The organism is Croceivirga sp. JEA036 (genome assembly GCF_011882165.1).
GTDB lineage: Bacteria > Bacteroidota > Bacteroidia > Flavobacteriales > Flavobacteriaceae > Croceivirga.
The window spans coordinates 266678-282734 of record NZ_JAATON010000004.1 but is presented as its reverse complement, the minus strand read 5'-3'; the positions used below and the strand labels follow the sequence as shown (position 1 = coordinate 282734).

Sequence of the window (16057 nt, the reverse complement as noted above, 5' to 3'; positions counted from 1 at the left end):
ATTATGAGCAAGGCAAAGTTAGAGTACCTTTGGTTAGACGGTTATGAACCAACCGCTAACATTAGAAGTAAAACTAGAATTGAAGAAGACTTTAGTGGCAAACTAGAAGATTGCCCAACATGGTCTTTTGACGGTTCTTCTACCAAACAAGCAGAAGGTGGTTCTTCTGACTGTTTATTAAAACCAGTTGCTATTTACCCTGATCCAGCAAGAAGAAACGGATACTTAGTAATGACAGAAGTATTAAATCCTGACGGAACACCACACGAATCTAATTCTAGAGCAACTATTGATGATGCTGATGACGATTTTTGGTTCGGTTTTGAGCAAGAATACTTTATCATGGATACTGCTACACAGTTACCATTAGGTTTCCCAGTTGGTGGTTACCCTGGACCACAAGGTCTTTACTACTGCTCTGTTGGTGGTAGAAACACTTGGGGTAGAGAATTAGTAGAAGAGCATGCTGACTTATGTTTGGATGCTGGTTTACAATTTGAAGGTATAAACCAAGAGGTAGCTGCTGGTCAATGGGAGTTCCAATTATTCGCTAAAGGCGCTAAAAAAGCAGGTGATGAAATTTGGGTAGCTCGTTATTTACTACAAAGACTTACAGAAAGTTACGGATATTACATTGAGTACCACCCTAAACCTATAAAAGGTGACTGGAATGGTTCTGGTATGCACGCTAACTTCTCTAACACCACTTTAAGAACTTGTGGTTCTAAAGAAACATACGAAAAAATTTGTGAAGCATTTAGACCTGTAACCAAAGAACATATTGAAGTTTATGGTGAGTTTAACGACCAGCGTTTAACTGGTAAGCACGAAACTGCTTCTATTAAAGATTTTAGCTACGGAGTATCTGACCGTGGTGCTTCTATCCGTATTCCAATTATGACCGTAGAAAAAGGTTGGAAAGGCTGGTTAGAAGACAGAAGACCTGCTTCTAATGCTGACCCATATAAGGTTGCTGCAAGAATCGTTAAGACTGTAAAGTCTGCAGACGTATAAAAATTAGTTGTTGATTATTTATTAAAAATGCCCTTACATTACTGTAAGGGCGTTTTTTTATGCACTCTGTTTAAGAATTACTTTTTCCAGCTTTCTAATGCCCTAACAGCATCGTCTGTATAATCCGTAAAAACGCCGTCTACGCCAGCATCAAAAAATAAATGATATTCCGCTTCTGGATTGCCACCACTCCACTTTTCGTCCTCATTTCTAAACGTATATGGATGTACCTTTAACCCATATTTGTGTGCCAAGTCTATAAAATCTGACGGTGGCAATACTTTATCCACATTGCCATTAACATCTTTGGTAAAAGAAATGATGAATGGCTTCCATGGCCCTATGCCATCTGCATAGCTAGCCGTAAATAACATCCCTTCTTCCGTAGAAAAATACTCGTAAGTACGGCTATCCCCATCTACATAAAAATCATAAGGAGCTGCATAGCTAATAAAATCACCCGCAGGCACATCAAATACTAAAGAACCGTCTGCATTAACATCATAGGTAGAAATTAATTGTACTAGTTTCACGGTAGATTTGGTATTGATGTATTGTAAAGGAGCTACCTCAAAACACTGTACAAACACAGGTGCATCATAATGATTCCACCCTGCTTTATCCAATTCTTGTAACAGAGCATCTTCCATTGCAAATCCTAATTGATTGTGAAAATAAGGATGCTTAATCTCAGGATAAATTCCTACTTTATTTCCACTCGCTGTAGTTTTAGATTTTGCTAGCGCGATGATTTCTGAAAAGGTTGGTATTTGAAATTTACCGTCATAATCGTGCGGTCTGTTTGGCCAAACTTGCACTGCTCTTAGTTGCTTTATTTCTTCTAAAGTAAAATCCGAAGCAAACCAATCTGTAACTTCTTTACCGTCTACGTTCTTAGTGGTTTTTCTGTCAGCAAATTCTGGTAAGTCTGCAACATTAGTAGTACCAGAAAGCATAGGTTCATGGCGTGCTACTAAAACCCCATCTTTGGTTAAAACCAAATCTGGTTCAATATAATCTGCTCCTAGCTCCACACCTTTGGCGTAAGCCTCTAAGGTATGTTCTGGAAATACTGATTGTGCGCCACGGTGCGCAATAATTAAGGGTTGTTCTGCCTTTGGCTCCTCTGCTGGACCACCAGTAAAATCATCTACGTAGTCACAAGAAGCTAAAGATAAAAGGGACATCACCATTAGCGATGCAAAAACATTGGTTTTCATAAAGTGTTGATTTAAGTGTTTTAAAAGTCCCTAAACAAATCAACACATATGAACTTAACACTATCTCTATTTAAACAAAAGAAAAGCTCAAGATTAAGAACGTTAAGTCTATTTTAGGTTACCGTGGTGTACACAAAGAAAATATACAACCCTAGTAGTACTATTCCATCTCGCCAACCTAAACGCAATCCTTTTGGAATAAATACCAATGGCAATACCAATAAAGAGATGCCGAGCATCCAAAATATATCACTAGAAAGTAATCCTTGATCTATTACCCTAATAGGCGTAATGATGCTAGTAATCCCTAACACAGCCAACAAATTAAATATGTTAGAGCCTATAAGGTTACCTAAAGAAATAGCTTTTTCTTTCTTAATTACTGCTATAATAGAAGCTGCCAATTCTGGAATACTAGTCCCTACAGAAACTACCGTTATACCAATTACACGATCACTAACCCCAAAAGCGGACGCCATACCCACTGCTCCATTAATTAATAATTCTGACCCACCCCAAAGTGCTACACCTCCTAAGCCTAAAAACAACACTATTTTATACAAGGGTAATAACTCATCATCCTCTGGCATTTCATCTTCCACTGCAGGTTTCTGAAAACGCAATAAATACACCAAAAACACAAATAAAAAGGCTACCATCAAAACACCCTCATACTGCTCTAGCACTCCATCAAAATAAATAAATACAAAGAATAATATACTTGCCAACATCATCACTGGCCAATCTGTTGTATAAAAACTCTTCTTTACATCTATGCTACCCAACAAAACCGTTACGCCAAGCACCAAGCCCAAATTAGCAATGTTAGACCCTACAACATTACCTAAGGCCAAATCTGGAAAACCGTCTAAAGCTGCCTTAATACTTACAATTAATTCTGGTGCAGAAGTTGCAAAAGAAACCACAGTCATCCCAACAACAATTTTAGGTATGGCTAATCTTAAAGAAAGGGCTACTGCAGCTTTTAATAACCAATTACCACCTACAATTAGCAATACTAATCCTAGGATTATAAATAAAAGGTCTGTCATAGTTAATGGTTTTAGGCAGTAAAGATAACCCAAGAATTAAAAACCCTTAACTATGCAATAGACTATATTTTTAGTTAAATAACTATAATTATAGTTGATTAACTATTTTTTTAGTTTACATTCGTGTTAACGTAAATAGGCTTATGGAAAAATTAACCAACAAAGAAGAAGAAATAATGATGGTACTATGGAAGCTAAAAAAGGCTTTTGTAAAAGAAGTTCTCGAAGCCATACCAGCACCTAAACCTCATTATAATACACTTTCTACCATCATCAGAAATTTACAAGACAAAGGATATGTTTCTTATGAGGCTTTTGGAAACACGCACCGTTATTTTCCTAAAATAGAAAAAGAAGTATACCGTAAACAGTATGTAAACAATGCGCTACTTTCTTATTTTGATAATTCTTACACAGGTTTAGTCTCGCATTTTGCTAAGGAAAAAAAGATTTCCGTAGCCGAATTAAAAGAAATTATCGCTCTTATTGAACAAAAAAAATAATGGAACATCACTTACCAATTTATCTTTTAAAAATGAGTGGTATTCTAGGAATACTACTATTAAGCTACATACTGTTTTTACGAAAAGAGACATTTTTCCAAACGAACAGATGGTATTTATTAATTGGTTTAGCTTTAGCTCTAGTACTCCCAACACTTAATTACACTAAGATTACCACGGTAATTGCACCTTACACAGAAAGTGTTAATTACAAGCAAATTAATACGGGAGACTCTCAAAATACAGCACTCTTAGATTTTTCTTTATTGCTCAGATTAATTTACCTAATTGGCGTACTCTTTTTTACTGTTCGTTTACTGTTACAATTATTACGAATAAAACAATTAAAACAGCAATGCCAATTAATTACCGAAGCGCACTACAACTTATACGAGAGCAAAGAAATTATAGCTCCCTTTTCTTTTTTCTACAATATATTTTATACTCCTAAAACTTACACTCCAGAAGAGCTACAAAGCATATTAATGCACGAAAAAGCGCATGCTAAACAATTGCATACTTGGGATTTACTCGTCATACAAATTTGCTGTACACTTTTTTGGTTCAATCCTCTTATTTGGTTATATCAGCACGTAATTCGGCAAAATTTAGAATTTGCAGCAGACGCCTATGCCGTTGCCAAAATCCATAATGCAAAAGACTATCAATATTTAATGCTAAGGGAATCTTTAGGATACAGCCCTACTGCAATAACACATCAATTTTTTAATTCATTAATCAAAAACAGAATACACATGTTACAACAAAAATCATCCAAGAAAAAGCACCAATTAAAAGTCTTATTTCTTTTACCCGCCTTGGCACTATTCTTACTAGCTTTCAATGTAGAAACCAAAACAATTTACACCTACAAAAACATACCACAAAATGTAGTTAATGACACCATTGACCACGTAAAAATTGACAATATCACCATCACTATTGATAAAAATAGTACGGATGAAGTTTTAGAGAGTGATGCTAATTTTTTAGCAGAACAAGGTGTAATTTTAGAATACAAACAACTTAAGCGAAATTCAAACGGAGAAATTACCTCGTTAAAAATAGCTTATGATAACAACAACGGAAGCAAAGGCGTATATCAACAAACAAAAAACGAAGGCACTATTGCTCCCTTTAAAATTTCTATATCATTTGAAAATAATGAAACCGCATATATTGATATCCTACAGGAAGATAGCAACTCTATACCAGAAGCTGGTCAACACAGAAATACAACCCCAATACTTAAAGATAAAAATTCTAAACTTATAGAACTCATAAATACTAACGGTGTAGAAAAAATAGTGTTAGATGGTGAAGAGATTTCTAGAGATTCGCTCAGCAAAATTGGCAAGCTAGAAGAGCAATTTATCAAAACCCTGCATATTACCGAATCCATTGACCAAGATACAGAAATAAACGAGGTCAAAGTAGAAGAAACCAATGGTGATTATAAAAAAATTACTTATCTAAAACAACACTCAACCCCCAACAACAAACGTTTTCTAGTTACCGAATCTAATTTATCCCAAAAAGAAAAAACTGCTTTAGACGGTCTAGAAGAGATTGGTAAACACAAGGACATCACCATTCACAAAAAAGAAATTACCAAAGAAAATGGCAAGTCCATTTCCACTACAATAAATGAGATTACCTCTGTTCCAGAGAAAGAAAGCACTCTACAAGATCAAGAAGAACCATTGTATTACATAGATGGTAAAGTAGCAACCAAAAAACAAATAGATAAACTTTCTCCAGATTTAATTAAAAGTGTAAATGTATTAAAAGGCGAAAAAGCAGTTGAAAAATATGGCGAAAAAGCTCAACACGGTGTTATAGAAATAACCACTAAAAAGAAAAATTAGTCACATTCATCAATTAAAAAACTATCTTTTTTAGCCGACCTTTTCAGGGTCGGTTTTTTTATGCGGTTAAATGAAATACCTCATTTTGCCTCATTTTACAATGAAATTGCCCTTGCATTTCTAAAAAAACAGCTAAAAACCCCTACAAAACCTATAATTCAATAGTGAATACCCTCATTTTTATTACAAAACATAAGGACATCTAAGGAGGTCACATAAATATTGAAACATATTTTGTTTTTTATCTTTCAATTATGCAGTCAATTTCACTATTTAACTTCAATTTGTTTGCAACTATGACAAAACTCATTTTATATTGAAAACTCAATCAACAAAACAGGAGTTTATAACCATCAAAAAACAATCAACATGATAACCATTGTAAAATTAATTGTAACAGTAGTACTTACCATTTTCGGAGGACTCATTTAAAAGCTGCTTACAAAACCAACCGATTTCCTAACCAGAAATCAAAAAAACTTTTATCAACCTTAAAATTATGAACCTATGCTAACATTTTTAGGAATACTCGTTATTGTCTTTGGTTTAGGAACCTTATTAGCCAAAGCTCTATTTAAAAACGTTGCTGCTCTGAATTGGTTTACCACCAAAAGAAGTCTGCAAATAGTTTTAATTGGTTTAATATTAAGCATTGTAACTGGTGCTTTTTTCTACGCAGAACCTGGCACAGCTTACGCCGTGCAATACCCTTGGGGTGGCCAGAAAGCTGTGTTTAGACAGGGCATAAACAGCAAAATGTGGGGTAGATTAATACCTATACAGTTTGAGCTACCTATTAAATACGTAATCCCCAATGGAGAAGGAGATTTGGGAGAGCAAAGTGAATATGCCAATGTGGACAAAGCTAAGTACTGGGCGTTTAGTGATGCCGTAAAAGCACGTATTGCAACTTCTGTTGTTATAAGTATAAACACAGAGGATGAAAAGCAATTCTTATCCGTAGCAGATAGAAATAAAACGGAGCGCAATTTAATACGTTCTAGAATTATCCCTAACATTGACCAGAGTATTAAAAATACCTGTAAGTTAATGGATGCGCAAGACTATATTTCTGGACAAGCGTCAGATTTTGACCGCTATTTTAAAGATCAATTGGAAAACGGAATGTATGTTTTAGAAGAGTATGTTACCAATCAGAACAAAGAAATTATAGGAGATTCGTCTACCGTACGTACCGTAGTAAATAAAGAGAGTAAACAAAAGCGCTTTAGAATTAAATTTAAGGACGGAGCTCCTGTAAGAGAAAAAGGCAATTCTTTAAAGGCTTACGGCTTAACCGTAGTACAAGCCGTAGTAACAGAGATAGATTGGGAAGCTACTTTTGACAAACGCTTACAGCTACAAAAAGAAGAGGTAGCCCAGACACAATTAGAAAAGCAGCAGGCAGAGCGCGAGTTTTACCGTGCGCAGAAAGAAAAAGCACGTGGTGAAGCAGAAAAGGCAGCAGAGCGCGCACGTTTAGAAAAAGAACAAATACAAAAAACTATAGCTGCAGAAACTGAAGCTAAGGTGGCCGAATTCAATCTTATAAAGGAGAAAAAACAATTTGAGGTGGAGAAATTTAAGGCACAAAGCAAAAAGGTTGCTGCAGATGCAGAATCGTATCAAAACGCAAAACTTGTTAGTGCAGGTTTAACACCACAAGAAAGGGCAGAATGGGAATACAAAACAGCTGTTGGCGTTGCTGGGCAATTAAAAAGCTTAAACCTACCCGAGATTTATATTGAAGGTAGTCAAGCCAAAAGCAACAACGGCAATTTACTAGAGTCACTTATTGGAGCAGACTTGGCCAAAACCATGATGCAAAAAAAGGACTAAACACCACCCATACTATATTTAAAAAGCCCGGTATTTCCGGGCTTTTATTTACCTTAAAACTTTAAAATTATGAGAGTTTTACAAACAACACATAGCAATCTAAAACATACACTTACGCTAAATAAAAAAGAAATAGGCGTTTTAGCATTTAAAAGTTCTTTTTCTATGGGCGCTACTATAACTTGGGAGAATAACGTGCTTAACATGGAACGTAAAAGTATTTTTAGTAGCACTACATGGATAAGAAGAAACCATGACATGGTAGGCAGCTTAAAATCTAGCTGGAACAGCATTAAACTAAACCTTAAAGATATTGGTCATTACACATTAAAATCTAAAGGCTTTTTTACACTAACGTACATACTGTACAACTCAAATAATCAAATCATACTTACCATTAAACCAACTTATTCTTGGAAACAGTGGAAATATACGTACAAAATAGAACTAGGAAATACCTTAGAAGACAGTCATATTTCCTTTGTGAGTTTGGTAGGTCTCTATGCTACTATTTTAAATATAAGAGCATCTCAAAGCACTTTTTAGCTTCATTAGTTATTAAGATATTTTAGAGTAAATAGTTGCATAGATTAGTAGGTAGCTATTCCCAAGTTATAGTTACATTTTTGAAAATAGCTTCTAAATCATCCTTTTTTGTAACCTGTAAAAGAATGTATTCCTAAATAAGATTTTATCTTGCAACCTAACCAACTAAATAACCTGATGTACAAATTTTTAGCCAAGCTCAATAAAGTGCTGCTCCCCTCCTATTCTAAAAAAAGACTAGATTTAACTAAGGCTAGCAAATTACAATTAGCCATTATAGGGTATCGCTATTTTATAACTACACGTGCGTTAGACTAATAGGTCATCAGCGCTCTAACTGGCACATCACCTAATTTATCTTCGCCATTTAAGAATGCCAAATGAATTAAAAAGTTGCACTGAATAATTTCTCCTCCAAGGCTTTGCACCAATTCACACACCGCTGCCGCTGTGCCTCCGGTAGCTAATACATCGTCATGGATTAACACTTTTTCTCCCTTTTTAATAGCATCTACATGTATTTCTAAAGTATCGGTACCGTATTCCAAATCGTAACTAGCTGATTTGGTATGATACGGTAGCTTTCCTTTTTTACGCACAGGAACAAAACCTGCTCCTAGTTTAGAAGCCAACATCGGCGCAAAAATAAATCCGCGACTGTCTACTCCTATCACTTTATCTACTTGCTTACCTTCTAAAAAAGAAGATAATGTATCAGCTGCTTTGTTTAGTACGCTAGGGTCTTTTAGTAGTGGAGTAATATCTTTAAAGACGATTCCCTCCTTAGGGAAATCTGCCACATCACGAATAAATGATTTAAAATCCATTTTTTTTGCGCTCTATTTTTGCAGTAAAGGTAAAAAGAAATATATTTGCACCCCTTAAATAAGGCCGCGTGGCGCAACTGAATAGCGCATCTGATTACGGCTCAGAAGGTTGCAGGTTTGAATCCTGCCGCGGTCACAAAAAAAAGCAAGCTACAAAATGGAGCTTGCTTTTTTTATTCTACTAATTTAGATTTAGGTACGGAAGACAGTCAAAGTTCTTATTATGACTGCAACACCTTACCAATATCCAATAAGAGTCTTTCTTAGGATTCCGTAACCACCTTTAATATGCTCTTCTTGTTACTATTTGGCACTTTAAACAATTGCATAAAAGCTAAAGTCAGAACCAACGTAGTTGCGAAACCCATGATAGCTACTGTGAAGGATACAATACCCTTAAAACTTAAATTTCTGAACCACTCCTTAGATAGTGCCGCTAAAAAATCTGGATTGATTTCTGTAGCATAAACCGTAAAGAATAACGTAAAAATAAGAGTCGCCATAAAACCAGTAATTACCCCAGTTTCAAAACCTTTTCGGTAATTAAAGGCCTTACCTTCTTCTAATTTTCTGTACTTAATTGCTTCATAAATTGCAAAACCTGTAATTACACCGTTAAATAGGCTGTAAAATACATTGGTATGCAGGTCAAATAATGCTAATACTAAAAAGTATGCAATTAAAGAACCACTCGTGGCTAACCCAAATCTTATGGGTAAAGTAAAATTTTTCATAGTATTCTTTATTTTAAGATTAGTAATAAAATAGATAGGATTAAAAAGATAAAAGCAGGTAATGATTTTTTAATCGGGTCATTCACTTTTATATGCATAATTATAGCGCCAATCATTAATATAGCTAAAGGCGGTGCTCCGTAAAAAATTAAGGATGGCACCCAAATAGAAGCCAGCAGTAACACGGCCGAAAGTAATTTTAAACCGCCTACCAAATACATCATGGGTTTACCAAGTCCATAAGCTTCAAATTCTTCCTCCATTGATTTTGCCTCACCACCACGCCACGGCGTGGATTTATGAAAACGAATCACCCAAACATTAAAAATGCTGAGAAAAATAAATATCTTAATGGCAATGGTTACGTATTCCATGTCTTAATTTTATAGGTTGATAATTTGTTATTCATGCTGATTACTTTAAAATTTATTATTCTTTTTAGTGCATTTAGCTTTTTACTTTTTGGTCTTTCTTGCCTGTTTTCCCCACTGATGACACTAGAGTTTAAACGGTATGAACTACATAGCTATCAAAAGATTACAGGTATTCTGCAAATATTAGGAGCAATCTCTTTGGCTGTAGGCTTATATTTTACCCCTCTTCTTTTACTGGGTAGCTACGGCCTTTCTTTACTCATGTTTTCCGGATTTCTGGTGCGTATTAGCCTTAAAGATTCTATCTGGAAAACACTTCCTTCCTTCTGTTTTGCCCTTCTAAACCTTTATGCTTTTATTCTTAGCATTATTTTTGTTTAAAAATTTGAATATAAACTTAAACATTAATATATGTATTTTTGTTAACTTAATTCTAAAAAAAATAGATATAGATAATTTATAATAGATACAAAGTATATTACTTATTTCCTTTGAAATTGAAAAAGCATCAATTTTGTTAATTAAATCCTAATGCAAAAAGAAGACAAGTACAATTATATTTTTGTTTATTATTTTTAAACAAACATTAAACGTTATAATATGGACTTACTTTTGAAAGCAGAAGAGTTTGAAAAAAGGCCGATGAGTCACATGTCAACGAGTGACCGTGTAAAAGCCTCAAGAGAAGCAAAAGAATTAGTTTTAGGTATTAATGAAATTTACAAAAAGACTAAAGACAGTAAACTTATGGAGGTAATGAAACGTATTACAACAAAAAAACGAAAGATTGAAAAACGTTTAAAGGGAACTCCTTTAGTATAATCTCTCTGGCATGTTTGGATTATTTAAAAAGAAAACAGAAAAAGAAAGGCTACAAGACCAGTATGCCAAATTAATGAAAGAAGCCCATACCTTGTCTACGACTAATAGAAAATTAAGTGATGAAAAGGTATACGAAGCTGAACAAGTTTTAAAGCAGATGGAAAAATTGCCATAAACGTTCTACGTTTATGGCTTTTTTAAGAGTCACTTACCTTACACAACTCCTCCCTATTTATATTACATTTAATCTTTTATTAAGATAGGAAAGCTTTGATTCCCATTAGCTTTGTTTCTCCAAAGCTTATACAAACCCATGGACAAATTTATTCTACGCTTTCTTTTACTTTTTTTTATTATAGGATATAGTTCCCAAGCAAGAGCGCAAAATAGTATAGCCAATTTCTTTGAAAAAAGTAAAAATGGAATTAGGAAAAATGTGGTGATAGAATTTTCTGATGATCAAGGCAATACTACACACCTACCCATTGTACTTATTAAAGGAATGGAAAAAGGTAAAACTCTAACCGTTTTGGCAGGAGTAAATGGCTATGAATATCCACCAATAATGGCCGTGCAACAACTCATTAAAGAGGTTGAAGCAGACAACCTGAAAGGCAACTTAATTATAATCCCTATTAGCAGCTCCTCTGCATTTTATGGTAGGTCTATTTTTAAGAATCCAGACGATGGTGTAAACCTCAACAATGCTTTTCCTGGCAAAGAACAAGGTACCGTTACAGAACAGATTGCTTATTATATAACCAAAAATATCATTCCACAAAGTGATGTCTTTTTAGATATCCATGGTGGTGACGCTAGCGAAGATTTAATGCCTTTTGTATGCTATTATCGCCATGAAGGCCAACCCGTAGCCACTGCATTAGCTAAAGAGTTATCAGAAACTAGTGGCTTTACCAATGTAGTTTCTTATCCCTACACGATTAAAGACACGGAACCTGCCAAATATGCCTTTAAACAAGCTGTACAAGACGGTAAAGTAGGCTTGAGCTTTGAAGCTGGTAAATTGGGTAATGTGCAGGAAGACGCAGTAGCTTTAAATAAGAATGGAATTTATCATTTACTAGCCCAATTAGGGATGTATAACACAAACTTACCATTGCCTAAAAGCTTAAATCAATATGTAAATCCTGTTTATATAAAATCACCGGCTAAAGGTATTTTTTACGCCAATGTTAAAGCCGGAGACACCGTGTATAAAGGGCAAGAAATTGGTAAAATAACCAACGAATTTGGGGAAATTTTAGCAACCGTACAAGCCTCTGAAAATGGTACTATACTTTATATGGTAGGAACACCGCCGGTAACAAAAAAGGATACACTATTTTGTATTGCTTTACCCAAGGATACAGATTAATGCCTACAATTATCACATACTCCGGTCAGCAGTAACTGTGCATGTTCTACTTTTTTGTTGGGTAAAATCGGAATTTTTATTTCGTAAGCAACACATTCAACCTTACCACAACTGGTACATTGAAAATGTGGATGTACATCTAAATGTGAATCATGGTTGCAATCTTTGCATTTGGCATAGTGTTTTAAACCATTGGCACCCAAAAATGAATGGACTTTACCTTCATCTTCTAGACGGTCTAAAATTCTATAAATCGTAGAACGGTTCATTTCTTCCTTAAACTTCTCTACCAAATCTAACACCCCAATTGCATGCTCATAGGTATCAAAAAATTGCGTTACCAACCGTACTGTTTTTGTGGTTCTTACTACTCCCATACCACAAATTTAATGCAAAACAGTTGCAATTACAATCGCTTTAATTACTTTTGCAATTCAATTGCAATAACAAAAGATGAATATCACTTTAAAGAAACCAGATGCATTAGGTGCATTAGCCAGCGGATTATGTTTGGCCCACTGTATAGCGACGCCATTTTTGTTTTTACTGCCCATTGGTTTTGAGTCCGATGTTGTCCCTAACTGGTGGAAGCAGCTAGATATTTTCTTTTTAATTATCTCTTTTCTGGCAGTTTTACAAGCAACTAAAACAACCGCTGCACCATGGATGAAACCTGCCTTATGGCTGAGTTGGTCTGCATTAACCTTCTTATTGTTAAATGAAAAGTTTGAGGGTTTTCCACTACCCGAAATAGCAACCTATGTTGTAGCTATAAGCCTGGTATTCCTGCATCTGTTTAATAGAAAATACTGTCAATGTAAAACCGATAAATGCTGCACTAAAAATGGATAAAGAGAAGATAGAGATTATAGGAGACAACCATATTGGATTCAGTGTAGATACCCCAATGATTCCAGGCGCTTTTGACAAAACCGATGATCAAAAGATTGCAGCTATACAGCACCATTTTGGCAAAATAATGGAAGAACTAGGTTTAGACCTTACAGACGACAGTTTGTCTGGAACACCTTACCGTTTTGCAAAAATGTATGTAAAAGAATTATTTTATGGTTTAAATCCTGCAAATAAACCCAAGCTTTCTGTATTTGAAAACAAATACGGCTACAGTAAACTGCTGGTAGAGCAAAATATAACTATAGACTCTTCTTGTGAACATCATTTTTTACCCATCACAGGCCATGCTCATATTGGCTATGTACCAAAAGATAAAGTAATAGGCCTCTCTAAAATTAATAGATTGGTAGATTATTATGCCCATAGACCCCAAGTACAAGAACGTTTATCCATGCAGCTCTTAAAAGACCTGCAAAGCATTTTAGATACGGAAGATGTAATTGTCATGATTGCCGCCAAACATCTCTGTGTGTCATCTAGGGGTATAAAAGATAAAGATAGTTTTACCACCACATTAGAATATGGTGGTTGTTTTAAAGAGGATAGAAAAAGAGAAGAATTTCTAGGAATATTACAACATGTAGCACTTTAAAATTAAATCTAAAACTATCCATCAGATGTATGGTACATACTATCTTTAAGCTTCTTTCTTAGAATCATTTTATGATAAGTAGTAATAGCCTCACATATCAATATCCTAGCAGTTCTTCCGTTTTGGCTTTTCCTAATCTAAATTTAGATGAGGCAGAAAGTCTTCTTATTTTGGGGAAATCTGGTGTTGGCAAAACAACGTTTTTACATCTATTGGCAGGTTTGCTAAATCCGGCTACGGGTAACGTTACCATAAACCACACTAATATCACTACCCTATCCGCCAAAGCGCTAGATGCGTTCAGAGGTAAGCAAATAGGTATGGTTTTTCAGAACAATCATGCGTTACGGTCATTAACCGTATTAGAAAATCTAAAAGCACGCTTATACTTCACAAAAAAAACAAGCAATAAAATTGCTCTTATAGAATTATTAAACGTATTAGGGATTGCAGATTGCCAGAACAAAAAAACGAACGAATTAAGTATTGGTCAATTACAACGCTTGGGTATCGCGCTGGCAGTGGTACATCAACCTAAATTAATATTAGCGGACGAACCCACCTCTAGCTTAGACGATACCAATTGTACTAAAGTAATGCAGTTATTACAAGAACAAGCTACTGCAAACAAGGCGAACCTCATCGTGATTACACACGACCAGCGTATTAAGGCGAACTTCAAAAACGTACTATCGCTATGAATACCTGGAAAATAGTACTTAGGAACCTTAAAAATAAACCGCTTTACACATTTCTTAGCGTTTTTTCGCTCTCTATAAGCATTGCATTACTCTTAGGTGTACTACAATTGGATGCCTCGGTACAAAATCAATTTAAAAACAGCTTAGGTGATGTGGATTTGGTGGTCGGCGCAAAGGGCAGTCCCCTACAATTGGTGTTGTCTTCTGTTTTACATGTAGACAATCCCACCGGCAACATTTCGTATCCTGAGGCTATAAAACTAACGCGCAATCCTTTAATTAAAAACGCTGCTCCTATTTCTTATGGCGATAACTATAAAGGCTACCGTATTGTAGGGACCACCCCGGCGTTTGATTCCTTTTACGCTGCTGAAATAGCAACTGGTACTAGCCCCAAAACTTCTATGGAAGCTGTGATTGGCAGTGAGGTGGCACAAAAACTGGGATTGCAACTTGGTGACACCTTTAAAAGTGCGCATGGTCTTACAGATGGAGCTATAGAAGAACATGATGCCGAATTTAAAGTGGTTGGTATTTATAAGAAAAGTTATAAAGTTTTAGACCGATTAATCATCACCACCTTAGAAAGTATTTGGGATGTGCATGACCATGAAGAACATGAAGTACACGAAGAACATGAAGAACATGAGCATGAAGAAGCACACCAACACGAAGCTAAAGAGGTTACTTCCCTGTTGCTTTCTTTCCGAAGTCCGGTTGGCTTGCTTACCACACCTAGAATGATTAATGAACAAACAAACATGCAGGCGGCATTACCTAGGTTTGAGTTGGACCGACTATTTAAATTTACAGGAATTGGTATACAAGCCATTTCTTGGATTGCTTATATCATTTTAATCATTTCTTGTATTACCATTTTTATTAGCTTGTATAAAATGGTGAAAGAGCGTGCGTTTGACCTTGCTTTAATGCGTACATACGGTGCTAGTAATCTTAAAATAAGTACCATTATTGCTTTGGAGGGTATATGCATCGTGGTTTTATCGCTATTGATTGGCTTTGCTTTAAGTCAACTTGGTCTACATTTCGTCTTTACTATCTTAAAATCTAGCTTACAGCAAGATATTATGTCCACCTTGCCGCTGCAATCTTTTTTATACACCGTAATACTAATATTGGCTGTAATTTTGATAGGTATTACAATGGCAATAGTGCCACTGTTTAAAATGAATATCTCTAAAATTTTAAGTGATGAAAAATAAATTGATAACCCTGCTTTTACTGTTGGCCTCCACATACACTTTTGCACAGGTAGAACTAACGTGGAAAGACTTAGCGGATATTACCTATACCGAAAAATATTACCCCGATTATGGTTCTAATTTTTTATACCCAGACTTTAGTAAAAGTATAGAAGAACTACAAGGCAAAGAAGTATCCATTGTGGGTTACTTTTTAGATATAGACCCAAGCGGAAACTTGTTTATCTTATCTAAAAATCCAATGGCGTCCTGCTTTTTCTGTGGTGCCAGCGGACCAGAAACTGCCATGGAAATTCAGTTTAAATCCAAACCCAACTTCAAAACCGACGATGTTGTGGTTATTACGGGTAAACTAAAGTTAAATAAAGACGATGTAGAACATTTTAACTACATCCTAACAGAAAGTACTGGACTAAAAATGAAATAAATAGCACGTTTAAAAAAGCATCAAT

At 35.3% G+C, this 16057-nt stretch carries 21 protein-coding genes and 1 tRNA gene; 16 read left to right on the top strand and 6 right to left on the bottom strand.

Annotation, left to right across the window (positions count from 1 at the left end; translation table 11 throughout):
• The first annotated feature begins 3 nt into the window (after positions 1-3).
• Positions 4-1014, top strand: a complete 1011-nt coding sequence (locus HCO57_RS12595) for a glutamine synthetase beta-grasp domain-containing protein (RefSeq protein WP_136951335.1) — start codon at positions 4-6, stop codon at positions 1012-1014.
• Positions 1015-1091: 77 nt separating this feature from the next.
• Here the strand turns inward: HCO57_RS12595 and HCO57_RS12590 are convergent, their stop codons facing one another.
• Both HCO57_RS12590 and HCO57_RS12585 read right to left on the bottom strand, forming a co-directional pair.
• Positions 1092-2234: a glycerophosphodiester phosphodiesterase gene (locus tag HCO57_RS12590; RefSeq protein WP_167989312.1), complete on the bottom strand. Its 1143-nt coding sequence runs from the start codon at positions 2232-2234 to the stop codon at positions 1092-1094.
• A 113-nt stretch (positions 2235-2347) separates the two neighbouring features.
• On the bottom strand, positions 2348-3286 hold the full coding sequence (locus HCO57_RS12585) for a calcium/sodium antiporter (RefSeq protein WP_167989311.1): 939 nt from the start codon (positions 3284-3286) through the stop codon (positions 2348-2350).
• A 143-nt stretch (positions 3287-3429) separates the two neighbouring features.
• On the opposite strand from HCO57_RS12585, the gene HCO57_RS12580 reads away from it, so the two are divergent.
• The 5 genes from HCO57_RS12580 (at position 3430) to HCO57_RS12560 (ending at position 8360) form a co-directional block, all read left to right on the top strand.
• Positions 3430-3789, top strand: a complete 360-nt coding sequence (locus tag HCO57_RS12580) for a BlaI/MecI/CopY family transcriptional regulator (protein ID WP_136951338.1) — start codon at positions 3430-3432, stop codon at positions 3787-3789.
• Positions 3789-5657: a M56 family metallopeptidase gene (locus HCO57_RS12575; RefSeq protein WP_167989310.1), complete on the top strand. Its 1869-nt coding sequence runs from the start codon at positions 3789-3791 to the stop codon at positions 5655-5657. Before HCO57_RS12580 ends, HCO57_RS12575 begins: the two co-directional genes overlap by 1 nt.
• 507 nt (positions 5658-6164) lie before the next feature.
• Positions 6165-7496 (top strand): SPFH domain-containing protein, encoded by a 1332-nt coding sequence (locus HCO57_RS12570; protein WP_167989309.1) that lies wholly within the window; start codon positions 6165-6167, stop codon positions 7494-7496.
• Positions 7497-7565: 69 nt separating this feature from the next.
• Complete coding sequence (locus tag HCO57_RS12565) at positions 7566-8042, top strand: hypothetical protein (RefSeq protein ID WP_167989308.1); 477 nt, start codon at positions 7566-7568, stop codon at positions 8040-8042.
• A 177-nt stretch (positions 8043-8219) separates the two neighbouring features.
• Positions 8220-8360 carry an SsrA-binding protein gene (locus HCO57_RS12560; RefSeq protein WP_136951342.1) on the top strand — a complete coding sequence of 47 codons (141 nt, stop codon included), beginning with the start codon at positions 8220-8222 and terminating at the stop codon, positions 8358-8360.
• Here the strand turns inward: HCO57_RS12560 and HCO57_RS12555 are convergent.
• A complete protein-coding gene (locus HCO57_RS12555) occupies positions 8357-8869 on the bottom strand; it encodes an adenine phosphoribosyltransferase (protein ID WP_167989307.1) in 513 nt (170 codons plus the stop codon). The two genes, HCO57_RS12560 and HCO57_RS12555, sit on opposite strands and share 4 nt — an antisense overlap.
• 62 nt (positions 8870-8931) lie before the next feature.
• Between HCO57_RS12555 and HCO57_RS12550 the strand changes: the two genes are divergently transcribed.
• A tRNA-Arg gene (locus HCO57_RS12550) sits at positions 8932-9005 on the top strand.
• A gap of 127 nt (positions 9006-9132) precedes the next feature.
• On the opposite strand, the gene HCO57_RS12545 is transcribed toward HCO57_RS12550, so the two are convergent.
• Together HCO57_RS12545 and HCO57_RS12540 are read right to left on the bottom strand one after the other, a co-directional pair.
• Positions 9133-9603 (bottom strand): DUF4199 domain-containing protein, encoded by a 471-nt coding sequence (locus HCO57_RS12545; RefSeq protein WP_167989306.1) that lies wholly within the window; start codon positions 9601-9603, stop codon positions 9133-9135.
• An 8-nt stretch (positions 9604-9611) separates the two neighbouring features.
• Positions 9612-9977, bottom strand: coding sequence for a DoxX family protein (locus HCO57_RS12540; RefSeq protein WP_167989305.1), 366 nt, complete (start codon positions 9975-9977; stop codon positions 9612-9614).
• Positions 9978-10010: 33 nt separating this feature from the next.
• Here HCO57_RS12540 and HCO57_RS16810 point away from each other — a divergent pair, with 33 nt between their 5' ends.
• The 4 genes from HCO57_RS16810 to HCO57_RS12525 all read left to right on the top strand — a co-directional run bounded on the left by HCO57_RS16810 (position 10011) and on the right by HCO57_RS12525 (position 12174).
• Positions 10011-10358, top strand: coding sequence for a DoxX family protein (locus tag HCO57_RS16810; RefSeq protein WP_410492690.1), 348 nt, complete (start codon positions 10011-10013; stop codon positions 10356-10358).
• 219 nt (positions 10359-10577) lie between these two features.
• Positions 10578-10799, top strand: coding sequence for a hypothetical protein (locus tag HCO57_RS12535; protein ID WP_136951347.1), 222 nt, complete (start codon positions 10578-10580; stop codon positions 10797-10799).
• 10 nt (positions 10800-10809) lie between these two features.
• The gene (locus tag HCO57_RS12530; protein WP_136951348.1) at positions 10810-10974 is read left to right on the top strand and encodes a Lacal_2735 family protein; all 165 of its coding nucleotides are present in this window, start codon (positions 10810-10812) and stop codon (positions 10972-10974) included.
• Positions 10975-11112: 138 nt separating this feature from the next.
• Complete coding sequence (locus HCO57_RS12525) at positions 11113-12174, top strand: succinylglutamate desuccinylase/aspartoacylase family protein (RefSeq protein ID WP_167989304.1); 1062 nt, start codon at positions 11113-11115, stop codon at positions 12172-12174.
• Here HCO57_RS12525 and HCO57_RS12520 read toward each other — a convergent pair.
• Entirely contained in the window at positions 12171-12551 is a 381-nt protein-coding gene (locus HCO57_RS12520; RefSeq protein ID WP_167989303.1) for a Fur family transcriptional regulator, read from the bottom strand. The genes HCO57_RS12525 and HCO57_RS12520 overlap by 4 nt on opposite strands.
• Before the next feature lie 76 nt (positions 12552-12627).
• Here HCO57_RS12520 and HCO57_RS12515 point away from each other — a divergent pair, with 76 nt between their 5' ends.
• The 5 genes from HCO57_RS12515 (at position 12628) to HCO57_RS12495 (ending at position 16032) form a co-directional block, all read left to right on the top strand.
• The gene (locus HCO57_RS12515; RefSeq protein WP_167989302.1) at positions 12628-13026 is read left to right on the top strand and encodes a MerC domain-containing protein; all 399 of its coding nucleotides are present in this window, start codon (positions 12628-12630) and stop codon (positions 13024-13026) included.
• The gene (gene folE / locus HCO57_RS12510) at positions 13019-13681 is read left to right on the top strand and encodes a GTP cyclohydrolase I FolE (RefSeq protein WP_167989301.1); all 663 of its coding nucleotides are present in this window, start codon (positions 13019-13021) and stop codon (positions 13679-13681) included. Before HCO57_RS12515 ends, folE begins: the two co-directional genes overlap by 8 nt.
• 71 nt (positions 13682-13752) lie before the next feature.
• On the top strand, positions 13753-14382 hold the full coding sequence (locus HCO57_RS12505; protein ID WP_167989300.1) for an ABC transporter ATP-binding protein: 630 nt from the start codon (positions 13753-13755) through the stop codon (positions 14380-14382).
• The gene (locus HCO57_RS12500; protein ID WP_167989299.1) at positions 14379-15605 is read left to right on the top strand and encodes an ABC transporter permease; all 1227 of its coding nucleotides are present in this window, start codon (positions 14379-14381) and stop codon (positions 15603-15605) included. Before HCO57_RS12505 ends, HCO57_RS12500 begins: the two co-directional genes overlap by 4 nt.
• The gene (locus tag HCO57_RS12495; RefSeq protein ID WP_167989298.1) at positions 15595-16032 is read left to right on the top strand and encodes a hypothetical protein; all 438 of its coding nucleotides are present in this window, start codon (positions 15595-15597) and stop codon (positions 16030-16032) included. Before HCO57_RS12500 ends, HCO57_RS12495 begins: the two co-directional genes overlap by 11 nt.
• Positions 16033-16057: the final 25 nt, after the last annotated feature.

Bases quoted from the DNA above. Each gene is read 5' to 3' on its own strand.
- HCO57_RS12595 (WP_136951335.1), top strand. From the start codon at position 4: ATGAGCAAGGCAAAGTTAGAGTACCTTTGGTTAGACGGTTATGAACCA.
- HCO57_RS12590 (WP_167989312.1), bottom strand. From the start codon at position 2,234: ATGAAAACCAATGTTTTTGCATCGCTAATGGTGATGTCCCTTTTATCT.
- HCO57_RS12585 (WP_167989311.1), bottom strand. From the start codon at position 3,286: ATGACAGACCTTTTATTTATAATCCTAGGATTAGTATTGCTAATTGTA.
- HCO57_RS12580 (WP_136951338.1), top strand. From the start codon at position 3,430: ATGGAAAAATTAACCAACAAAGAAGAAGAAATAATGATGGTACTATGG.
- HCO57_RS12575 (WP_167989310.1), top strand. From the start codon at position 3,789: ATGGAACATCACTTACCAATTTATCTTTTAAAAATGAGTGGTATTCTA.
- HCO57_RS12570 (WP_167989309.1), top strand. From the start codon at position 6,165: ATGCTAACATTTTTAGGAATACTCGTTATTGTCTTTGGTTTAGGAACC.
- HCO57_RS12565 (WP_167989308.1), top strand. From the start codon at position 7,566: ATGAGAGTTTTACAAACAACACATAGCAATCTAAAACATACACTTACG.
- HCO57_RS12560 (WP_136951342.1), top strand. From the start codon at position 8,220: ATGTACAAATTTTTAGCCAAGCTCAATAAAGTGCTGCTCCCCTCCTAT.
- HCO57_RS12555 (WP_167989307.1), bottom strand. From the start codon at position 8,869: ATGGATTTTAAATCATTTATTCGTGATGTGGCAGATTTCCCTAAGGAG.
- HCO57_RS12545 (WP_167989306.1), bottom strand. From the start codon at position 9,603: ATGAAAAATTTTACTTTACCCATAAGATTTGGGTTAGCCACGAGTGGT.
- HCO57_RS12540 (WP_167989305.1), bottom strand. From the start codon at position 9,977: ATGGAATACGTAACCATTGCCATTAAGATATTTATTTTTCTCAGCATT.
- HCO57_RS16810 (WP_410492690.1), top strand. From the start codon at position 10,011: ATGCTGATTACTTTAAAATTTATTATTCTTTTTAGTGCATTTAGCTTT.
- HCO57_RS12535 (WP_136951347.1), top strand. From the start codon at position 10,578: ATGGACTTACTTTTGAAAGCAGAAGAGTTTGAAAAAAGGCCGATGAGT.
- HCO57_RS12530 (WP_136951348.1), top strand. From the start codon at position 10,810: ATGTTTGGATTATTTAAAAAGAAAACAGAAAAAGAAAGGCTACAAGAC.
- HCO57_RS12525 (WP_167989304.1), top strand. From the start codon at position 11,113: ATGGACAAATTTATTCTACGCTTTCTTTTACTTTTTTTTATTATAGGA.
- HCO57_RS12520 (WP_167989303.1), bottom strand. From the start codon at position 12,551: ATGGGAGTAGTAAGAACCACAAAAACAGTACGGTTGGTAACGCAATTT.
- HCO57_RS12515 (WP_167989302.1), top strand. From the start codon at position 12,628: ATGAATATCACTTTAAAGAAACCAGATGCATTAGGTGCATTAGCCAGC.
- folE (WP_167989301.1), top strand. From the start codon at position 13,019: ATGGATAAAGAGAAGATAGAGATTATAGGAGACAACCATATTGGATTC.
- HCO57_RS12505 (WP_167989300.1), top strand. From the start codon at position 13,753: ATGATAAGTAGTAATAGCCTCACATATCAATATCCTAGCAGTTCTTCC.
- HCO57_RS12500 (WP_167989299.1), top strand. From the start codon at position 14,379: ATGAATACCTGGAAAATAGTACTTAGGAACCTTAAAAATAAACCGCTT.
- HCO57_RS12495 (WP_167989298.1), top strand. From the start codon at position 15,595: ATGAAAAATAAATTGATAACCCTGCTTTTACTGTTGGCCTCCACATAC.